The sequence below is a fragment of the Flavobacterium sp. C3NV genome, from assembly GCF_046825355.2.
GTDB lineage: Bacteria > Bacteroidota > Bacteroidia > Flavobacteriales > Flavobacteriaceae > Flavobacterium.
The window spans coordinates 34595-57099 of the sequence record NZ_JBKQBJ020000020.1; the positions used below are offsets into that span (position 1 = coordinate 34595).

Consider the following 22505-nt stretch of genomic DNA (forward strand, 5'->3'; position numbering starts at 1 on the left):
GATCTTTGTCGAGCTTCTCGCGGAGATTTCTCCTCCGTCGAAATGACAAACAGCACTTTTGAGCTTTGCTACCAGAAAAAATATCCCGTAGGGACGAACCTTTTTTAGAGCCAACTTATTTATTGAATTGTTAATCTGGCAACTGGAATTAATTATTTTTTGAAATTTGATCTTCAATATGGAAATAATCAAAATCTACATAACCGCCAATATTTTTAGTTGCATAGTTGAACAACCCAAATCGATATCCCATAAAATGAGGAATTGTATAAGGCAGTTTTATTGCGTTTCCGATGCTGATCCATTTTTCACCATCTAAACTGTAAAAAAATCTTCCGGTATCTGCTTTATCTTTAAAATCACATGCTGCTTTCAAATATATTTTATCATGGATTAAAGGAATGCTTTCAACTTCACGCGGATTCCCTTTAACGGCATCAAGCATGACTATTTTTTTCGCACCATTTTCAACCTTTACCGCTATAAATCCATATTCTTTTTGCAATAAAGAAAGTCCTGCAAAGTCGCCTTCTTTCATTTTAGAAACCTCTACTAACGTAGATGCAGAACATTCAGGTCCAAAAGTTCTTTGTGTAAGGGTATTTTTAGCCTGGACAAAACTGCTGTCTTTCCGGCCTGTTTTCAATCTTAAATATCCATTTCTTTCCCTCACAGACCACAGCGCGTTATCAGGATTGTGGTTCCATTGCCAGATCAAAGGCAAATCAGGATCATTTTTTTTTCTTGTAAAATCATCTGAGTTTACAATTCCCGGAATTAAACCTTTGCTTTCCGGTAAATCCAGATATTCTGGTACTTTATTATTTTTACCTAAAATGGGCCAGCCCTCTTTCCATTCAACCGGAACCAAATAAGGAATACGGCCTACGCCGCCGGCATCTTTAAACAAATACGAAAACCATTTTCCGTCTGGCGTATCAATAAGTCCGCCTTGTGCAACTCCTAAATCCTGCAGACCAACTTTTCCTTCCCAAGGTCCTGAAATACTATCTGCCCTATGTATAATTACCGTTCGCATTCCGTCTTTTGGCCAGACGATATTAAAAAGATAATATTTTCCTTTGATTTTAAAAAGCTGTGAACCTTCAGATTGCAGCATAATATTGTTTCCTGCAGGCGCACTGGCATTTTCAATCAATACTTTTTTTGTTTCTTCTTTTACAGCAGATAAATCTGATTGTAATTCGACAATCTGCAATTTTCCCGCTCCCCAAACCATGTACACTTTTCCGTTATCATCAAAAAAAATAGAATGATCGTGATACGAATCATTTAAAACGGTTCTTTTCCAAGGTCCTTTTTCAATATTTTTCGTAGAAAAAATATAGGTTTTACCAGTTGTTCCTGAAAAAGTGCTCACGTAATAGATACCATTATGATAATTCAGACTGCTCGCCCAGGAACCTCTTCCGTAATCATTTTTTTCATTATTCAGATTTAGTTTATCATTATCATCTTCTAATGTTTGATAGGCATAATTAACGATTTTCCAATTCACTAAATCGTTAGACTTCATAATAGGAACGCCCGGATTCATGTGCATGGTTGTGCTGCTCATGTAATACATATCGTTTACACGAATGATAGACATATCAGGAACATCAGCAAAAATAACTGGATTTTGTGCCTTGTTTTGTGCATAATTACACAAAGTAAAAAGCAAAAAAAGACTAAAAACAACTCTTCTAATTTTCATTTTATTTGGCATCATTTTTTAATCTTTTAAAATTCTGAATTGATGAAATTTTGGACTATTGCTTCCGTCATTAGATTTTATGGTAATGTTTACCTCTTCGATCTTTTCGACATTTAATCGGATGGTTTTATTTGCTGACGAAATAATCGGCGCTGGCTTTTCGTTGATGAGAATCGTGATTTTATCCGTTTTAAAATCGGCTGCGCAAATGATATCCAAATATTTTCCAGACTTGTTTTTATTCAATAACTGATAAGAAATATACGATTTGGTAATTCTCCAGGCTTTTGTGTCGTCGTAGCCAGAATCACTTTTTTCACCTTTATAACGATGATCTACTTCTGACTGCTGTTCGCCGCAATTAATTTTGTCGATGGTTTTAGCTTCCAAAGCCAATGCCTCAATTTCCTGCTGTTTCAACAAAGCATGTTTTTCCTGATATTGTTCTTTGGTATAATTTTGAAAATACATTTGATAACGCGCGTCATGAATTTCGAAAAACGGCTGTAATTCTAACGAATCTAAACGGAAGTGCAAGTTTCCTAAATCCTTTAGTTTTGCGATATAAGCTGCTTTATCGCCTATGATTTCATAGGTCTGATCCAACGGATAATATTTACCGGATGCAACATGCCCCATTCGGCTGTCATCAGCAAATAACCCGTCTAAATCTTTGTTTGATGTTTTGGCAGCCAATACAATAGGTCCGTTTACAAAAGCGCTCCAATTGGAACCGTCGGGTAAATTCTCTAAATGTGTCGAAGTTTTGAAGCTAACAGAAATCTGATCTCCGGATTTCCATTTTCTGTTAAGCTTTACATAACTAGAGGGTTTTGCTTCTAATTTCTGAATTTTTCCATTAATTGAAATTTTAAAATTTTCAGCCCATTCCGGACAACGGATATTCATAGAAAATGTTTTACTTTTCTTTAGTTTCAAAATAAAATTGGTGCTATTTTGGTAAGGAAATTTAGTGTTTTGTTCGATGTAAATATCCTTTTCTTTCCAATCTAAAACAGACGGAATAAAGAGATTTACAAAAACATCATTATCAGAATGGCTGTAAATTAATTCTCCATATTTAGAATGATTTTCGAGCCCTGAACCCACACAACACCACATACTGGTTTCCGGCTGCGAATACACACGATAATGATTGGGTCTGATGGGAGTAAAATAAACAAAACCGCCTTTTTCAGGATGTTGGCTCGAAAGAATATGATTGTAAAGTGTGCGTTCGTAAAAATCAAGATAACTTACCTTGTTTTGGTCTAAAAATAAAGCTTTGCTCAAACGTTCCATATTATAGGAATTGCAGGTTTCCGGCCCCTGATTTGATTTTAGCATGCCGCTAAAATCTTCGGTTGGATTAAAATGTTCTGCAAAACTATTTCCACCAAAAGCTACGCTGCGTTTTTGGGTAACGTTTTCCCAAAAGAACTGCGCAGCATCTGTCCATTCTTTATTGCCGGAAAGTACACCGATTTTCTCAAAACCAATTACTTTTGGTATTTGCGTATTGGCATGCAATCCTGTTAACTTATCTTCTTTTTTCTCCAACGGATTTAAGATTGCTAAGTGCGAAACTTTTTTGGCTGTTTCCAGATATTTTTTGTCTTTCGTAATACTATACAAATCAGCAAAAGATTCGTTTATGCCACCGTGTTCTGTCTTTAAAATATTTTGAATCTGTTCCTCAGAAAGTGGACGAATTAATTCGATAAACCAATCGCCCAGTTTTATTACAACCTCTTTTGCTTTTTCATTTCCTGTATAATGATACGTATCGATTAAACCGGCAAAAAGTTTATGAATATTGTATAGCGGCACCCAGGTATTGTTCAACCCAAAATTGCTTCCGTCGATATCTCCGTTATGAATGCGGTCCCAAAAAACTTTTCCCTGCGGAATTCCGCCCACATAACCATTGCCGTTTTTTTGCTGGCATTTTTCCAGTTCTGAGATCATATAATCCAGTCGGTTTTTAACTTCCATATTTCCGGTAGAAGCATACATCATCGCCAATGCCGAAAGATAATGTCCGGCAATATGTCCGTCAAGTCCTATGCTTTCCCAATTGCCGTATCGATCTGCTTTTACAGGAATTCCAGAGGCGATGAGATACGGCGCTAAAAGACGGTCTGGATTGAGTGCTAAAATATATTTAAGATCGACATCCTGAGCATTCTTAAACGGACCTTCTTTTAGCCTTACTTCTTTTAAATCAAATAATTGCATTTGTGCTGTTGCAGAAGATGTGATCCACAATCCGAACAAGCAACAGAAGATTTTATATTTTCCAATAAGATTTTTCATAGTATTATTTAATTAAGAAACTGTAGCTTTTACCTTTTTCAGTCTTTATATCATACAAATAAGTTGGGGTAATATCCAATGGTTTTATAGTCGATTTTGCTGCAATAAGCGGCTTTTTGACCTCTACAGTTTGGTAAAAAACATTTGAATTAATTCCTGACGCTATTTTTAAATTTTTATTCTCTTTTGTTCTGATTTCATTTGGCGTTCTTAATCTCAAATTTCCGCCAAGATTGGACTGAATTGTAACGGCAATTAATTTTCCGTTTTTCCATTTCAAGTTCTTGATTTCAAAACCTCCATGTGCTTTTATTCCTGAAATTTCGCCATATTCTTTTAAGGCATCCGGCAAAGCGGGAAGCAAATGAATTGCATCATCAGAACTTTGCATCAACATTTCGGTTATTCCGGAAGTGCATCCAAAATTGCCATCAATTTGAAAAGGCGGATGTGCATCAAAAAGATTGTTGTAAGTTCCTCCTCCTTCTTTGTTTACACCAAGCGGTGTGAGCTGATTCTGAATCAAACTGTAAGCGTGGTTTCCGTCCTGCATTTTTGCCCACCAGTTCACCTTCCAGCCCATGCTCCAGCCTGTAGAAATATCGCCTCTTTGAAGCAAAGTATTCTTTGCTGCCGCAAAAAGCTCGGGAGTTCTGTAAGCCGAAATCTGATTAGAAGGATACAACCCATATAAATGTGAAATATGACGGTGATTGTCTTTGGGATCATCCACATCATCCAGCCATTCCTGAAGCTGATTGTATTGGCCAATTTGCATAGGCGGCAGCATATTTCTTAATGTTTTTAAACTGTCTGAATATTGCTTGTTTTTACCCAATACTTCTGATGCTTTTATAACCGAGCTAAAAACATCAAATACAATTTGATTGTCCATCGTTGAGCCCGCGGTTACTGCAGAACCCTGATGTGCCGCCGGAGCATTTTCAGGCGAATTTCCGGGTGCCACGACCAGCCAGCCGTTTGCAGGATCTTTTACTAAAAAGTCAGCATAAAAATCAGCAGCTCCTTTTAGTGTTTCATATACCGATTCCAGATATTTTTTATCACCCGTAAACAAATAATGTTCCCATAAATGCTGACTCAGCCAGCCGCCGCCTGCGTTCCACACTCCCCATTTGGCGCCATCAACGGCTCCGTTAATTCTCCAAATATCTGTATTATGATGCGCCATCCAACCGCGGGCACCGTACATTACTTTAGCCGTTTCTTTTCCGGTTTGGGCTAATTCCTGAATCATTTTTAAAAGCGGCTCATGCATTTCAGATAAATTCGTTTTTTCAGCCGGCCAGTAATTCATCTCGGTATTAATGTTGATCGTATATTTACTATCCCAGGCCGGTGCCATACTTTTGTTCCAAATACCCTGAAGATTGGCCGCCTGCCCTCCTGGCTGTGAGGAAGAAATCAACAAATAACGTCCGTATTGATAATACAAGGTCACAAAAGAAGGATCTGAAACCTTTCTGAAATTGGCCAGTCTTTCGTCTGTAGGCAATTTTGATGCATCGGTATCGCCTAAGTCAAGCTGAACTCTTCTAAAATATTTTTGATAAAAAGCGATGTGAGCTTCCTTCATTTTATCATAAGACTTACCAAATGCCTTATTCATAAAAGAGGTTGCGAGTTCGTTTTCATTACCACTGATATCGTTATAATTTTTAAAATTGGTGGCAATCGAAACATAAATCAAAACAGAATCGGCACCTTCTATTTGTAGCGAATTACCAGCTGATTTTATATTTCCACCCTGAATTTTAAATTTTGCTGTGGCATTAAATTTTACTTTTCCTTCTACTCCTTCGTGATCGCTTGTGGTACACAAAAGCAAAAGTTCATTATTGCCGCTAACGATTATTTCCTGTTTTTTATGTTCCGAAGAAAAAGCTGCTGAAAATGAAACGTTCCCGGGTTTATCGGCCGAAAGTTTAATCACCAAAACGCGGTCCGGAAATGAGGTAAATGCTTCTCTGATATACGTAATTCCGTCTACTTTATAAGTGGTTTTTGCAACGGCATTTTCAATATCCAGTTCACGGTAATAATCTGTAAAATCTTGCTGATTTGAAAAACTCAATTCTAAATTCCCCACAGGCTGAAAGATTTGCCCGTGAGATTTTTTAGTAATGATATTTTCGTTTATTAACTTTTCGGCTTTTTTATATTCCTTTTCAAACAGAAGTTTTCTTATTTCACTCAAAGCTTGTTTTGCATTCGGATTGTCATTTCGATTCGGGCTTCCGCTCCAGACGGTTGCTTCATTCAATTGAAAAACTTCTTTCTCAACATTTCCAAAAACCATAGCGCCCTGAAACCCATTGCCAATGGGCAGGGCATTTTCCCAAACTGCTCCTGCACTACTTTTATACCAAAGCTTTAAATCATTTGTCTGCTGAGCAGATAATGAAATTCCTAAAAACAGCAATATGGGAATTAAATATGTTTTCATAAATAATGGGTCGTATGATTTCAAGTGCTATAAAAAAGGGCTGTTGTTATTGAATTTTAATCTGTAATCCTGTCACTTTCGGGCGGTCCCAAATACGAAGGTTTTAATCCCCCGGTATTGATTATAATTTTCTCCAGTACAATTCCGGGATCTAAAACACGAAAACGCATTGTATGTTTTCCGGGTTTCGAAATAGTATGTTTAGTATTGGAGTGAATTAAATGCTCTGCCTGCCATTTTCCTAATTCTCCGCGATATTTTCCATTAAAATTTACAAGCTGTGGTTTTTCCCCATCAAAAGAAACTTCATAACGGAGGCCTTTATTACTATTAAAATTAAGCGTTGGAGCCAGAAGCAGTTCTACATTAAATTCTCCTGTTGAGAGAAAATCAATTTCGTACTCGACAAAAATATTCTCATTTTGAGCAGGATACTTATTTTGTGGAAATGTCGTAATCCCACTTTTTGTTTTTCCAAAATCAGGAATCACTTCCCAATGAATGTTGCTTGAATTATTTACTTTAGAAAAATCTTCGGCCTCCATAGAAACATAACCATCTTTTTCTGCGAATACTTTTCTTTTAACCTGATCTTTTTCAGAAACATAACTGAGTTCCGGCAAAATGTTTTTTGGAGTATCATGCCACGCCTTATATCCAATTCGCATCTGATCCATAATATGCGTCCATTTTCCACCCGAAATTTCATTGTTGTATTTATTTTGAAGAATAGAATCCCTTTCAAAATTAATTTTAACCTGATCTGCAAAAGCGTTCGCCAAAATATTTTTTTCAGCTGCCAGTTTTTTATTATTGGCTTGTGCAAAATACATTTCATAAAGGTTGCTGCAGGCATCTATTGGGTACAAAACCAACTGAAAATAAGCATCCTGATATTCTTTTGGAATCTCATTATAAATTCGATAAGCATCCAATGCCAAATTTCTATAGTCATTTACCACCGTTTCAAATTCATTGTAATTTTCCAGACTGTAGGTTTTGCTGTCGAGCATTTCGGGCGTTACTCTTCGGTTGAATTTTGGATACGTATTTAATAATCTTGCAATCTCTTTGGCGTGTTTTGTTCCGAATTGGTCCGTTGCCCATTTCTCTGTAAATTCAAAAAGATTTTGAGAATTGAATTTCTTAGGATTCCATGCCATGTCTAAAAAGAAACTGATAGGAAATTCCATTGGTTTAAGATCCCCTACATTTACAATCCAGATTTTATCAACCCCGTGCGAATAAGTGAGGTTCATCTGCTCCCAAACTCTTTGTATGGGACTTATATTGATCCATTTTGAGTTTCTTGGACCTCCAACATAATCAAAGTGATAATACATGCCGTAGCCTCCTTTATGGAGCGGCTTGGTGAGGTCAGGGAGTTTACGTACATTTCCCCAGTTGTCATCACAAAACAGCAGCGTAACATCATCAGGAACACGCATTCCCTGATCGTAGTAATCCTGTACTTCTTTGTATAAAGCCCAAACCTGAGGTATTTTTTCGGCTTTTTTTTGCGCTACCTCAGCAATAATTTTGCGTTGTTCTTTTACGATATTTTCCAGCAAAGCGATGTTGGTTCCTTCGCTCATGGCTTCATCGCCATCTCCGCGCATTCCTACGGTGACGAGCTTTTCCCAGTTTTTACTGCGCTCAATACCGCTTTTCCAGAATTCATCCAGAATGGTTTTATTTTTATTATAATCCCAAACATTAGGCAGATTATTTTTTTTAATATATCGATGCCAGTCTGTCTGTGCCAAAGCCATTGGTTCGTGGTGGGAAGTTCCCATTACAATTCCCATTTCGTTGGCAAGAGGGCCACTGGCCGGATCATCATCATAAAAAGCACTACCCCACATTGCCGGCCAGATATAGTTAGCCTTTAGCCGAAGCAGTAATTCAAAAACTTTTTCGTAAAACTTGCTGTTAAATCCGCCAAATGTGGCTTTCGACCAACCGCTTAATGCAGGAGCTTCATCATTGATAAAAATGCCTCTGTATTTTACAGCAGGTTCGCCATCGGTATAATTTCCTTTTACAAAATAAAGATTCTCTTTTTTCTCTACAGGAACATCAGCCCAGTAATACCAAGGCGAAACGCCAATTTGTTTGGATAATTCGTAAATGCCGTAAATCGTTCCGCGTTTGTCACTTCCGGCAATCACAATAGCTTCTTCTACTCCGCTAAATGGATTTTTTATGTTTGCAATACTAAATTTTTCATTTTTGCCTTTGAGTTCTTTTCCGTCTATTTTTTTTGATTTAACTAAATCATCAATAACCGAATTGGTTCCAATTGTTCCAATAATAATTAGTGGCGATGATGAGTTTGGTTTCTGATTTAAGATTACTGGTCTTTCTCCCGTAACTTTTTCAAAATCAACTTGTAAATTAGTGATTGCACGCAAAATACCGGCATCAGTTCCGTTACTGACAAGAAAGGATAAGGGTGAAGATTTCTCTTTTAGTATCACAACATTGTCTCCTTTTTGAGTTGTAATAAACGACTGCGCTTTTAAAAAAGTACAACTAAAAACAATAAGAAGTGTGAGGCTATATTTTGAAAATGTATTCATTGTATTTTATTTATTAATCAAAATCAATTAATTTAAGTTGCCCGTTTAACAATTGAATAAATAAGCTAACTCTAAAAAGTTTAATCCCTACGGGATATTTTTTCTGGTAGATTTTATTCTTCTGCTACCAATATTTAACTCCTAATGGAGTAACAAAAAATATCTTGGAGAGATTATTTTTTTTAACCCAAGTTTTAAAATTAATTTTTCACGCAGATTTGGCAGATTAAGCAGATTTAAATTGATTAGAATTTTATTACAAATCTGCATAAATTATTTATTCAGTTTTGTAATCTGCCAAATCTGCGTGAAACAAAAAAACTTCACAACTTCGTTCCTGATAGCTATCAAATTGCGAGAGATTTATTGCGGATTTGTTTTCTCTGTATTGCCCAAAATAGTATAAGCTGCAAAATTGGATTGATCGACAGGCTTAAATAAAAATTGCGAAAATAGATACAAACCGTTTTTCCATACTTTAAAATCATGTACTCCGGGCTCAATATAGTAGATGTGCGGCACATCATTTTTGTATAAATAATCATGTGTTCGCTTACTGTTTTCGATAAGCCAGTCGTTATCTCCACAGGAAATCCAAAGCAGTTTTAATTTCTTTTTTGCCTCTTCGGGATTGGGAAGTAATTCCTCGGGCATTTTAGTATTTGGAGCTGCCGAGAAAGCGCCAACCCAGGCAAATTTGTCTAAATTCCCTAATCCGAAATTTAAAGATTGTCCTCCGCCCATTGACAATCCTGCGATGGCACGGTGTTCTCTGTCTTTCAGAACTGGGTATTTTTTTTCGATAAACGGAATAAGGTCGTTTAATAAATCTTTTTCGAAATCAGCAAAAGCCTGTACTTTGTCAGGTGCCATTATATTGCCTGTTGCGCTATCCTCTTTTATTGCCCTGCCGTTTGGCATCACCACAATCATGGGTTCAATTTTTCCTTCTGCGTAAAGATTATCCAATATAATTTGCGGATTCCCTCCGTTTAGCCATTCTTTTTCATCACCTCCTATTCCGTGTAAAAGATATAATACAGGATATTTTTTCTTTTTATTAAATCCAGGAGGTGTGTAAATAGTTGCTTTTCTTGTAGATCCAACTGTTTTGGATTCATAAGAGATCGTTTCTATTTTTCCTGCCGGAATAGAAACATTGAACTGATCAAAACCAAGTGGCGCATGCACTATAAAAGGTGATTTTCCGTCATAGAATTTATATCCCAATAACGAAAGCATTTTATCAGCATAACGTCTTGCTAAATCTCTGTAACCTGCTGCATTAAAATGTAAAAAATCAGGTTCTGCTGTACATCCTTTTGATGAAATGATATACGAGTTGGGAATCGTTTTTGGAAGTGTCGCAATAATTTTATTCATGCTGCCACATTTACCGTTCTGGTCTTCATTTACGGTTTCACCCGAAAGTAATGGTACTTTTTTCGGATCCAGATTTAAATCTTTTATCAAATTATCATAAACGATTTTTACTTTTTTCGGCCAAAGCGTATCACCGGTATTCGATTCTCCCTGATGTAATAAAATGCCTTTAATAACTCCTTTTTTCTGCGCTATTTTTGCCAATTCAACCAATCTTGCATATGGATTTTCGTCGTATTCTTTTAGAATGCCTTTCATCCAGTCTGGCGCTGTTGCTACATATTCTGCTGTTTTATCTTTGTCAAAAAGTTCAATTTTACACCCGCCAACCGCTACATTGATTACGCCCACTTTTATATTTTTTGGGAGATTGGCTACCAGATTTCGTCCAAAATAATCCACTGGCGTTAGTCCGGTACTGCAACGGCATAAAGGAGGTATGGCAGTATACCAATTTCCTTTTTCACGCTTCAGTTCAGGACAAGTGACTGCCTGTAAAACCTGAAACCGATCATCGACACCCAATTTATCCTGCGGTTCTATTTTGGCGTATCCTTCCATATTTGACTGACCAAAACTCAGATAAACATGAAAATTAGGATCTTGAGAATACCCTTTTTGTGCTATTGAAAAAAGAACCGTAAATGCGAAAAACCTAAGTATTGATTTCATTTTTTAGCTGTATTTTATTGTCAAAAAAACATTTAAATTCGGGATTGAAATTGGTAAGCAATTGAAAAAAAAGGCAATTATTTAAATAAATTGAGATCTACTGTTTCTCCCATTTTAGCATAACCTGCTTCGTTTGGATGCAAAAAATCACCGTCGTGCAGGTTGGATAAAATCGTTTTAGAACCTTCTTCTGCAACCATTACTTTATCAAAATCAATTACGGCATCAAAAGCTTTACTAGTTCTGATCCATGCGTTTACAATATCTCTTGCTTCTTGTTTGTGAGGAGCATCATAAAATGATTTGGCAAAGGGCAAAATGGTACAGCCGTAGACTTTAATTCCTTTTGTATGTGCTTTGTCGATCATGACCTTATAAGCTTCAATAAGTTCCTGCGCTTTTATTGGCGCATCTTCCGGATTTTTAATTCCTCCAATGTCGTTAATTCCTTCCAGAATTACGAGCCATTTTGTACCTTTTTGCGAAAGCACATCTCTTTCAAAACGATCCAGGGCTGTTGGCCCTAATCCGCCTTTGACGACACAATTCCCTCCAATTCCTAAATTCAAAACGCCAATTTTTTCTGTTTTTTTATTGGCTGATAATCGTGCAGATAAAATATCTGTCCATCGATTTTGTTTGTTGGTTCCTGATCCGCGACCGTCTGTAATGGAATTTCCCAAACAAACGATATTCGCAGCCCATTTATCAGCCACAACATCCAATCCCATAATCGAATACCAATGATCTGTTTTTATGCCACCATCAAAAGCTGCATTTTGAATTTGATCGCCCTGAAGAATATAAGAAGTAGTTCTTGAACCGGGATGTCCGGATGTTTTTTGCGAAGTATTTCCGTAATGAATGGTAATCGCCAAAAGCTGTCCGGGTTGTAATTCAAAATCAAAAGCATCTGAAAAAACTTCCTGTTCAGGATTTATTGTTATACCCGAATTTCCATTAAAACGAAGTTCTTTTTGAGTTTTGGGATCAATCATTGGCGCATTGACAACATTGGCCACACTAACCGATTTTAAAACCGTTGGCTGATCGCTGAATATATTAGAAAAACGTAATCTCATACGTTTTCCTCCAATAGAAACCCTGATAATTTGTCGAAGCGTATTTTCTGAAAGCCCCGGAGCGGGTGGCATATTGTTGGGTTCAACCAGCATTTGCGCGCAAGCCCAGGTTCCTACCCAATTCTCGGTTTTTGATTTGCCCTGAGCCATCACAGATGACTGATTGGACTGACAAACCAAAAAGAAGAGTTGTAAAAACAACAACCATTTAAAATGTTCCTTTTTCATATTTTGTTTTTTATTGCGGTTGAGCATCATTTGCAGCCGTGGCATATAATCCTACCAATGCTCCTGTAAATCCTCCTGCCACATTTGTGGATAGAATATCTCCGGAAACGCTTTCTCCTAATTTTTTAAAATCAGTACCGTTTAGGGCATAACTAAATTCGTAATTATCTCCCGTTGCTTTTACTTGTAATCGAATATTTTTTTTGATTTCTATTTTAGCACTTGCCATTATTTTAGATTGTCCTTTTTCTGTTCTTTCTAATAAAATATAAGTGTCTTTTCCTTTTTTGGTGATACCAAAAACATAATTAAAATGTTCGTTTTGCAAACATGTAATTCCTGCCAGATCTTTTTCAGATTCTGGTTTGTACTCTATTGTCGTGGCAAACGAGAAGGTGCTGTGCATTTGTCTGTAAAAAAGTGTCGAAGTAGGTTTCAGTTCTTTTATATTTACTTCGAAAGGATTAATTTGAAGTCCTTTTTTAGTTATCGAAATAAAATTTTCACGCGGACCTCTCAATCCAATCCATCGGTAATCCAGTTTTTTAGAAGTAAAATTTTCGGTAAACGTAAAATTTCCGTTAGGGAAAAATCCATCTTTACCGGTTTTGTTTTCAGTAACGCCTTTGGGCATTTTTATTTTTGGTTCTAAAGGCACTAATCCGTTTTCGAAAACCGGAAAAGTTCCTGACCAGTCTACCGGAAGCATAAAAGTTTCGCGTCCTGTATTGACTCTGTCTTTATCATTCGGGCGAATGCCTAAAAATACACCGTAATATTTAGTATCTGGTCCAAGAACTAAATCAGCATGTCCTGCCCAATCTACTTTGTCTTTTCTGTCCTGAGGAAAATATCTTTGGGTAAGAATCGGGTTGTTTGATGCCGGTTTAAAAGGTCCTTTTGGGCTATCACTGATAAAAATAACTTCACTGTGATTTCCTCCTGTACCGCCTTCGGCACACATTAAATAATAATGACCGTCTTTTTTATACAAATGAGGCGCCTCAATCCAGATTGGTTTTTTCGAAAGATCTACTCCACCATCTACAATAATTTTATCTGTTCCCGGAATAACCTGATCTTTTTCCAGATCGTATTCCCAGACTTTAATAACACGATGTCCCTGATACAATTCTTTTCCTTTATTGGGAGCGTCATTATGAACGATGTAACCTTTGCCGTTATCATCAAAAAATATAGACGGATCGATTCCGTCAAAACCTAATTTTATTGGGCTTCCCCAGCCTTTCATCGGGTCTTTTGTTTTTACTATAATATTGCCCAAACCTCCTGAAAATGCTGTTACAATCATATAGAACGTATCATTATGCGGATTATAAGTAATTCCTGGAGCGTATACACCCTGGCTGATACTCGTGTCATGCGGATTGAATTCGGAGACTTTATTTAATACCCCTCCAAGGTCTGTCCAATTGACTAAATCTTTAGAATGGAAAATGGGCACGCCCGGAAACATCGCAAATGAGGAACATACCATATAATAATCATCTCCCTTTCTGGTTATAGCGGGATCCGGATAACATCCCTGAAGAATTGGCGAATAAAATTCATCTGATTTTAATGGATTCTTTTTATAAATATCGTCGTCTCCCTGATAAATAACATTAGAAAAAATAGCTGGTTTTTTACTTTGTTTTTTTACAAGAGTGTCATTTGCACCTATTATTTTGAAAGAGAAAAGAAACAATAATGGTAATAAGAAAAATATTTTTTGCGGCTTCATTTGTAATTGTTCATTAATTATTAAAAGCTCTTAAAAAACTAAAAGCACATTTAAGAGAACTGAAAATTGTCACTGAATTCATAATTTAAAAGCCGAGGGAATTATCCCCCGGCTTCAAACTAAAGCAAATTTACAAACCAACTTATAAGCTATTCTGTAAAATTAACACCTATAACTACGGTAAAATTTGCTTCTTTTACCAAGATATTAATATCCTGGATTTTGATAAGCAGCCTTTTCTGCTGCTGACATTTCCATACCATCTATCTGACCCTGAGGTATCGGACGCAAGTAATGATGCGGTTCTATAGTTCTGGTAACGACTTCTGGTGTATGCTGTCCGTAATTTGATCCGCCAATTGTATATTTTCCGGCGATTTCATTCCATTTTTGAGTTCTTACCAAATCATACCAGCGATATCCTTCTCCGTAATATTCACGGGAACGTTCTGCCAGAATATAATTAATGTCAATTATCGCAGGAGTTGTGCTTGTTAGTAAAGCGCTATTGTCTGCTGTTTTTGCTACTTTACCATTATTATCCCAACGCCATTTTCCTGCTCTTGCTCTAATTACATTGATAAGATCTCTTGCTGATATAGCACCGGTCGCTCCTTTTACTGCAGCTTCTGCCGCAACAAAATAAAGTTCTGAAAATTTGGCAACTGGATAAGGTCTTGTACTTCCTGCATTTGGCTGTCCTAATCCTCCGGCATTATCGGTACGATATGGTCCTAATTTCCATAAACCCGGATATACTATTCTGTTTATTCCCAATGGAGAAATTACATAATCAGATCTGCCTGGTAAAACTCCGGCACCCACACCATTATCTCCTGCTCCTGTAGGATATGTAATTGGCGTAGCTGGTTCATCATTAAGAAAAGTTACAATCGCATCGCCTGGTTTTACCGGTAATCCGTTGGCATTATATAATGTTGCCACATCAGTTAACCCAGTTCCAAGTAAATTCCAGTTTCCGCGGTAAACGGCTGCAAATGTTCCGTCATATCTTGAATCATTTGTTTTATCTGCAAAAGTTTTGGTAAAAACTTCGATAGGCGGCACCATTCTCACCCACGGACGTCCTAAAAATTGGTCTGCTGCTCTTTGTACAGTCGAAACCGCTGCTCCTGAAGCATTTTTACTTCTTATAGAGGTATAATTAAAAGTTCCCATCCAGCCTGCAAAATTATCAGGCGAACCACCACTTCCGTAAGTAAGGCTTGCACCGTTATAATATTCGCTTGCCTCTGTATGGTCTGCATAAAGCATTAATTCTTTATTACGATCATTAGATCCTAAATTTACATCATAATAGTAAGGCAATAATGCATAAGATCCCGGATTATTAATTCCTTCTAAAGCTATATTATAGGCTTGTTGAAAATACCATTGCGCATTGTGTCCGTCAGGATCTGTTCTTGGCGTATCAGGATAGGTAGGAATATTGTTTGGATTTTCTAACCACCAGGCATATGTTAAATAAGCTTTTGATAACATTAAACGGGCCAAAGTTTTGGTTGCCGTACCTGTTAATCTTGGCGCATCAGGCAATTCGTTTACTGCTGCTACTAAATCCGGAAAAATAGCTTTGGTATATACCTCTGTTACTGTATTTCGTTTTGAAGATCTGGACGGTTTACTATTAAATTTAAGTTCGCCCGCTCCTAAGTCTAAAGGAACGCCTCCAAAATTCTGTACCAGTAAAAAATAATCAAAAGCCCTGAAAAATTTAGATTCGGCAATTAGACTATTTGCAATACCTACTGCAGCCGCATTTTCGATAATTCCGCTGGCGGTATTGATATCGTTATAGGAATTATTCCATACCACATCGGCTCTGCTTGAGGTGGCATTTATAATTCCAACTCCTGATAAATCATGATCTTTGAAATTTCCGTCGGCTTGCTGACCATATGTATTTTCATCTGTACCGGTCTGAACAGAATTGTAATAATATGCCTGTCCGTATATCCAGCGCAAATGTGCATAATGCGAGGTTAATCCTTGTAAAACTCCCTGTTCTGTTTTAAAATAACCAGGCTCGTAAAAATCATGTGGTTTTTCTTCTAAAATATCAGAGCAGCCCGCAAAGGAGAACAAAGCTACTGATCCTATAATTAAATTTTTAAAAATATGTCGTTTCATGGTTCTTCTTGATTAAAATGTTAAATTAAGTCCGAATAAAAAGTTTCTGGTCGAAGGTGTATTGGTTCCAATAACCAAAAACCTGCGTTGGTATGAATTTACTGCCTGATTTTCATCTCCAAAAGAATTTGTTTCAGGATCCATTCCGGACTTTCTGTTATAAGGAGAAAAGAGTACAAAAGGATTTTGAGCCGTAAAATAAAGTCTTAGTTTTTCGATACCTAAATTTCTCATAAATTCCTGATCTAAAGTATAACCAAGTGTTAAGGCTCTGATTTTTACGTAAGAGGCATCGAAATAACCCATTGTTGACATGTATTTTGGGTTGTCACCGCTTCTAATTCCTCTTGGATTAGGGAATTCAGCATCTCTGTTTTCCGGTGTCCAGTAATCTACATCCACATTACTTCTTCTTCCATTTAAAAGGTTTAAGTAACTATTACCGCCATAAAGTGTACTGATTAATACACCGCCGCTTTTGAACGCTCCAACAGCAGAAAAATCGAAACCTTTATACGTTAGATTAGTATTGAAACCTCCCTGAAAATCCGGGTCTGTTTCGATTATTTGTCTGTCACTTGCGTTAATGGCGCGTGTTGGTGTACCATCAGGATCAAAATCTCCTGTATATTTAACTTTGATAGATCCTACTACGGTACCTTGTTGGTTGATACCCGTTGGTCCCGGTTCTAATGTAGACATATACGGATCGCCTTCCTGCCAGATACCTACTTTTTCGTAGTCATAAATAGAATTGATATTATAACCTACAAACCAGGAATTTGACTCGTCTCTTTGTGCTCCCGAAGCAAGTTTTACTAACTTGTTTTGATTGGCATATAAATTAAACCCAACGCTCCAGCTCAACCCTTTTGGATTATCAAGGATAACTCCGTTTAAAGCTATTTCGTAACCTTTGTTTTCAGTTTCACCAACATTGCCCACATAACTGCTAACTCCTGCTGTTGCCGGAAGATTTACTCTTTGCAGCAAATCTTTTGTATTTGTTTTATAATATTCGATTGTTCCTGATAAACGATTGTTCAGAAATGCAAAATCCAATCCGTAATTCCATGTTGTTGAATATTCCCATCCTAAATCCGGATTAGGCAATGTTGTAACATATACTCCTGTAGAATTTGTAGTTCCAAAATTATAAGGTCTTGTACTTAAAGCTCCCAAAGTTTGGTAGGGATCTACGGCCTGATTGGATGTTTCTCCGTATCCTGCGCGTAATTTCACTAAATTAACCCATGAAACTTTTTTCATAAAAGATTCATTTGAAAGTGTCCATCCTGCAGAAACAGCGGGATATGTTACCCATTTATTTCCTTTGGCTAATCGTGATGAACCATCTGAACGTATTGTTCCTGAAATAAAATATTTATTATCGTATGAATACATCGCTCTGGCCATATAAGAACTTAATCCCCATTGCGTGTAATCCTGATTGGCAGGGTTTATTACTGCTTCTTCTTCACTCTGTCCTAAGTTGTAAAACTGAAATGCATCCGACGTGATTCCGTTTCTTGACACTTGAGAAGTATTTCCTGTAAACTGCTCATTCGAATATAATCCAACAAAATTTACAGTATGTTTTTCGGCAAAAGTTTTATCGTATGTGATCAAATTTTCGATAAGCCATTGTGTCGATAATGTATTGCTGATAGAGGCATTAGAAATAGTAGTAGGATTAACATCAAATACTCCTTGCCCTTCATAATAACCGCTATTAGACAAACGTAAATTTAAACCGGTATTCATACGATATTTCAAACCTTCGACTCCCGGTATTTTCACCTCGGCAAAAATATTATTATAAGAACTAAAAGCTCTGGTTTGGTTTACATACGATTCTCCTAAATTATTAATGGATTCTCTGGTGTACACCCAGTTTTCATCTGCTCCCATTCTAACGGTTCTTTTTAGGGATCCATCAGGATTGTAAGGATTGGCTAAAGGAGAAGTACCTAAAACTGTTCCTGTACCTATGTTATCTCCGTTAGTAACAGCATAGTTACTATTGGTATTAAATCCCATACGAAAAGCTCCACCTAACTGCTGATCTAAACCTGCTCTAATACTGTAACGTTCGTATTTCTGGCCAGGCAAAACAGATTCTTCTTTATAATATCCCAAACCTGCATTATACGCTCCGCGCTCCGTACCTCCGGAAACACTTACATCATGACTCACCATTTCACCAGCGCCGTAAAGCGACTTCTGCCAGTCTGTATTGGTATCTCTGGTTTCATCAATACCATCTGTATATAAAGTAGAATAATCGCGAAGTGCTGCAAATTTGGCACCATCCATCATATCGTATTTACCAAAAACCTGCTTGATACCACTGAATCCGTTATAAGTAAATGTCGCTTTTTGATTTTTACGCCCTTTATTACTTGTAATTAATATTACTCCGTTTGCACCACGCGAACCATAAATTGCTGTTGCCGATGCATCTTTTAAAACGTCTACAGATTTGATATCTACAGGATTTATATCTCCTATAGAACCTGCAAACGGAACTCCGTCTAAAACGATTAATGGGTCATTACTTCCGGTTAAAGATCTGGTACCGCGTATACGAATTTGCATGGCAGCTCCCGGTTTTGTCGAAGTCTGTGTTAGATCTACACCCGCAAGTCTTCCTTGCAGTGCCTGAGTTACGTTGGCAGCCGGTACTTCATTCAATTCGCTTCCTCCAATAGATGCTACAGATCCTGTTACGGCTTCTTTTCTTTGCGTTCCGTATCCAATAACAACTACTTCTTTTAGAATACCCGCATCTTCTTCTAGTTTTACACTCACCTGAGTTTGTCCGTTTAAGGCTATTTCTTTGTTTTTTAAACCTATAAAACTAAAAACAAGAATACCATTAGAAGGCGCATCGATAGAATAAGTACCGTCAAAACCTGTACTTACGCCCGTTTTTGTTCCTTTCAAATTTACATTAGCACCAGGAATTGGACCATTGGCATCTGATACGGTTCCGGTAACTTTGGTCTGTGCACCAGAATGGAGCGACAGCGCAAACATTAAGATCAAAAAATAAAAGCATTTTTGATGCTTCAATTTACTTGTAACAAAAAAGTTAGTCATAAAAATTGATGTTAGATAGTTAAAATTAAATTTTGGTTGAGTTAATAAGTGTATTAGTAACAAATATAAAAAAAACAATTAATACACAATCGGTTGTTTATAATTTTATTTACGAATTACCAAAAAAAAGCCATACTAAAAAACATTCTATTCAATTTTAATATTAAAAAAATAAATTATATATATCCAAACGAATTGTTTTGAACCAAAATTTAAAAAGTTAACGACGTTATTGGTCATTTATTAAAAAAATCATAAAAGAATACAAAGCTTACTAATTTTAGAATAACTACCATTATTGAAATATAAATACTGTTAAAAAGACTAAAAATACAACTGGTTGCTTAAGTAATTACATAACAAATATGCGAGTTTCTTAAAAAGAAATCGAAAATTAAGCAAATGAAGCAATCGGTTGTTCCTATAATGGCAAAAACCTCCTCTCAAAATGATATTGAAAGGAGGTTTTTAGGTATTATAATTTATGGTATTTCTCTCTAAAAAATCATAGAACACTCATTACTAAAAGTTTATATTTTCATCTTTTTAGCGTCTTCGATAAATTGATTCAAACCAATGTCTGTCAAAGGATGTTTCAACAATCCTTTAATTGCAGAAAGTGGTCCTGTCATTACATCCGAACCTATTTTTGCACAGTTTATAATATGCATCGTATGCCTGATGGAAGCTGAAAGTATTTGTGTTTGGTAATCGTAGTTATCGTAAATCTCTCTGATTTCGGCAATTAAATGCATCCCGTCAGTAGAGATATCGTCCAGTCTTCCTAAAAAAGGTGATACATAAGTCGCTCCGGCTTTTGCAGCCAGCAAAGCTTGCCCTGCCGAAAATACTAAGGTAACATTGGTTTTGATGCCTTTGGAAGAGAAATACTTACAGGCTTTTATACCATCGGCAATCATAGGCAATTTGACCACGATCTGCGGATGCAAAGCAGCAAGTTCCTCGCCTTCCCTGATCATCCCTTCAAAATCTGTCGAAATTACTTCTGCCGAAACATCACCATCAACAATAGAACAAATGTCTAAGTAATGTTTCAAAATATTGTCTTTTCCGGTAATGCCTTCTTTAGCCATTAAGGACGGATTGGTCGTAACGCCATCCAGAACACCTAAGGCTTGTGCTTCTTTAATATCTTCTAAATTAGCGGTATCAATAAAAAATTTCATGTTTTTTGGTTTTTAATGTGATTGGTTAATAAGCGTATTTCCTGATTTTCTTAACCGCAAAGCTTACCCTCATTATGGTTACTTTGTCTGAAATATTCTAATAATTCAAGCAAAATTTTAGTGAGTGAAAATGTGTATCTCGATTTTATTCTTCAAAAAACATTAATAAAAATAACCTATTCCTTATTTTATTAAAATGACTTTGTTTTAAATGTCTGAATTAAAAAAATAGTAACTAACCATAATCTATTCCAGAATTCATACGTTTAAAATTCAATCATAATCTTGATACACATTCTTAATATTTCACTTTAAAAAGTAATTATCATATTTCAACCTTCTATGGCTATCACATGGTAATTATTAAATTATAATTCAGATAACGTGGAAATTATTAAACACATAGAAACATAGTTTTTTTGGAGATAAAAAAAAGACGTTTCACTTGTTTAAACAAACATAGCTATGCGTAAAAATCTTGATTTTTTTAATCCTTCTCTTTTATGGAATCCAAATCTATGTTTCTATGTGTTTAAAGAAATCATTATATATACTGATTGATAATATTTTCAAACAATTCCTGTTTTCCACTTTGAAGATTTAATTCTCCATTTTCATTTGCGATCGCGTACAAATCTTTCAGGTTTAATTTTCCATCAGCGAAATCTTTTCCTTTTCCGGAATCAAATGAGCTGTATCTTTCTTTTCTCAGTTTTTCGTATGGAGAAGAAGTAATAATTTTGTCAGCTGTCAATAAAGCTCTTGCAAAAGTATCAGCACCACCAATATGTGCCAGGAAAACATCCTCCAAATCTGTTGAATTTCTTCTGATTTTAGCATCAAAATTTACTCCGCCGCCTTGTAATCCGCCTGCTTTCAAGAATACCAGCATTGCTTCTGTAGTTTCCTGAATGTTGTTTGGAAACTGGTCTGTATCCCAGCCATTTTGGTAATCACCTCTATTGGCATCGATACTTCCTAACATTCCGGCTTTTGCAGCTACTTCCAGTTCATGCTGAAATGTGTGTTGTGCCAATGTTGCATGATTTACTTCGATATTGATTTTGAAATCTTTGTCTAACCCATATTCTTTCAAGAATCCAATAGCAGTTGCCGAGTCAAAATCATATTGATGTTTTGATGGCTCCATTGGTTTAGGCTCGATAAAGAAAGTCCCTTTAAAACCTTGTGATCTCGCATAATCTCTTGACATTGCCAGGAATTGCGCCATGTGATCCAGTTCTCTTCCCATATCGGTATTCAACAAAGACATATAGCCTTCACGTCCGCCCCAGAAAACATAATTTTCTCCATCTAATGCAATTGTAGCATCCAAAGCCAGTTTTACCTGACCTCCGGCTCTTGCTACCACATTAAAATCCGGGTTTGTTGCTGCACCGTTCATAAATCTTGGATTCGAGAAACAGTTTGAAGTTCCCCAAAGTAATTTAATTCCAGATTCTGCTTTTTTCTGTTTTAGATATTCTGTAATCGTTGCCAAACGTCTTTCAGATTCGGCAAAAGTTGGCCCTTCAGCAACTAAATCATAATCATGAAAACAGAAGTAATCAAAGCCCATTTTGCTGATGAATTCAAACGCAGCATCGGCTTTATCTTTCGCTGCCTGAATTGGGTCTGATGACTGATCCCAGGCAAAATTTTGTGTTCCCGGTCCAAACGGATCACTTCCTTGTCCGCAGAACGTATGCCAGTACGCAATGGCAAATCTAAAATGTTCGCGCATTGTTTTTCCCGCTACAACCTGATCCGGATTGTAGTATTTAAATGCTAATGGATTATCTGAATCTTTGCCTTCAAATTTAATCTGACCAATACCTTTGTAGTATTCTTTATTACCTAAAACTATCATTTTT

11 protein-coding genes are annotated in these 22505 nt (G+C 36.5%); all 11 read right to left on the reverse strand.

From position 1 onward, the window contains the following. Positions 1 to 148: 148 nt before the first annotated feature. Complete coding sequence (locus ACIDC4_RS22290; RefSeq protein ID WP_412045054.1) at positions 149 to 1732, reverse strand: glycoside hydrolase family 43 protein; 1584 nt, start codon at positions 1730 to 1732, stop codon at positions 149 to 151. A 3-nt stretch (positions 1733 to 1735) separates the two neighbouring features. After that, on the reverse strand, positions 1736 to 4033 hold the full coding sequence (locus tag ACIDC4_RS22295) for a glycoside hydrolase family 127 protein (protein ID WP_412045053.1): 2298 nt from the start codon (positions 4031 to 4033) through the stop codon (positions 1736 to 1738). Positions 4034 to 4037: 4 nt separating this feature from the next. Beyond that, positions 4038 to 6500 (reverse strand): glycoside hydrolase family 95 protein, encoded by a 2463-nt coding sequence (locus ACIDC4_RS22300; protein WP_412045052.1) that lies wholly within the window; start codon positions 6498 to 6500, stop codon positions 4038 to 4040. 56 nt (positions 6501 to 6556) lie between these two features. Next, the gene (locus tag ACIDC4_RS22305) at positions 6557 to 9082 is read right to left on the reverse strand and encodes a glycosyl hydrolase 115 family protein (protein WP_412045051.1); all 2526 of its coding nucleotides are present in this window, start codon (positions 9080 to 9082) and stop codon (positions 6557 to 6559) included. Between the two features lie 363 nt (positions 9083 to 9445). Next, on the reverse strand, positions 9446 to 11137 hold the full coding sequence (locus tag ACIDC4_RS22310; protein WP_412045050.1) for a sialate O-acetylesterase: 1692 nt from the start codon (positions 11135 to 11137) through the stop codon (positions 9446 to 9448). Positions 11138 to 11214: 77 nt separating this feature from the next. Then, positions 11215 to 12447 (reverse strand): SGNH/GDSL hydrolase family protein, encoded by a 1233-nt coding sequence (locus ACIDC4_RS22315; protein WP_412045049.1) that lies wholly within the window; start codon positions 12445 to 12447, stop codon positions 11215 to 11217. A gap of 10 nt (positions 12448 to 12457) precedes the next feature. Further along, entirely contained in the window at positions 12458 to 14191 is a 1734-nt protein-coding gene (locus tag ACIDC4_RS22320; protein ID WP_412045048.1) for a glycoside hydrolase family 43 protein, read from the reverse strand. A gap of 207 nt (positions 14192 to 14398) precedes the next feature. Then, entirely contained in the window at positions 14399 to 16342 is a 1944-nt protein-coding gene (locus tag ACIDC4_RS22325; protein WP_412045047.1) for a RagB/SusD family nutrient uptake outer membrane protein, read from the reverse strand. Positions 16343 to 16354: 12 nt separating this feature from the next. After that, complete coding sequence (locus ACIDC4_RS22330) at positions 16355 to 19444, reverse strand: SusC/RagA family TonB-linked outer membrane protein (RefSeq protein ID WP_412045046.1); 3090 nt, start codon at positions 19442 to 19444, stop codon at positions 16355 to 16357. Positions 19445 to 19974: 530 nt separating this feature from the next. Then, complete coding sequence (gene fsa / locus ACIDC4_RS22335) at positions 19975 to 20631, reverse strand: fructose-6-phosphate aldolase (RefSeq protein ID WP_412045045.1); 657 nt, start codon at positions 20629 to 20631, stop codon at positions 19975 to 19977. Between the two features lie 544 nt (positions 20632 to 21175). Beyond that, positions 21176 to 22501: a xylose isomerase gene (gene xylA / locus ACIDC4_RS22340; RefSeq protein WP_412045044.1), complete on the reverse strand. Its 1326-nt coding sequence runs from the start codon at positions 22499 to 22501 to the stop codon at positions 21176 to 21178. Positions 22502 to 22505: the final 4 nt, after the last annotated feature.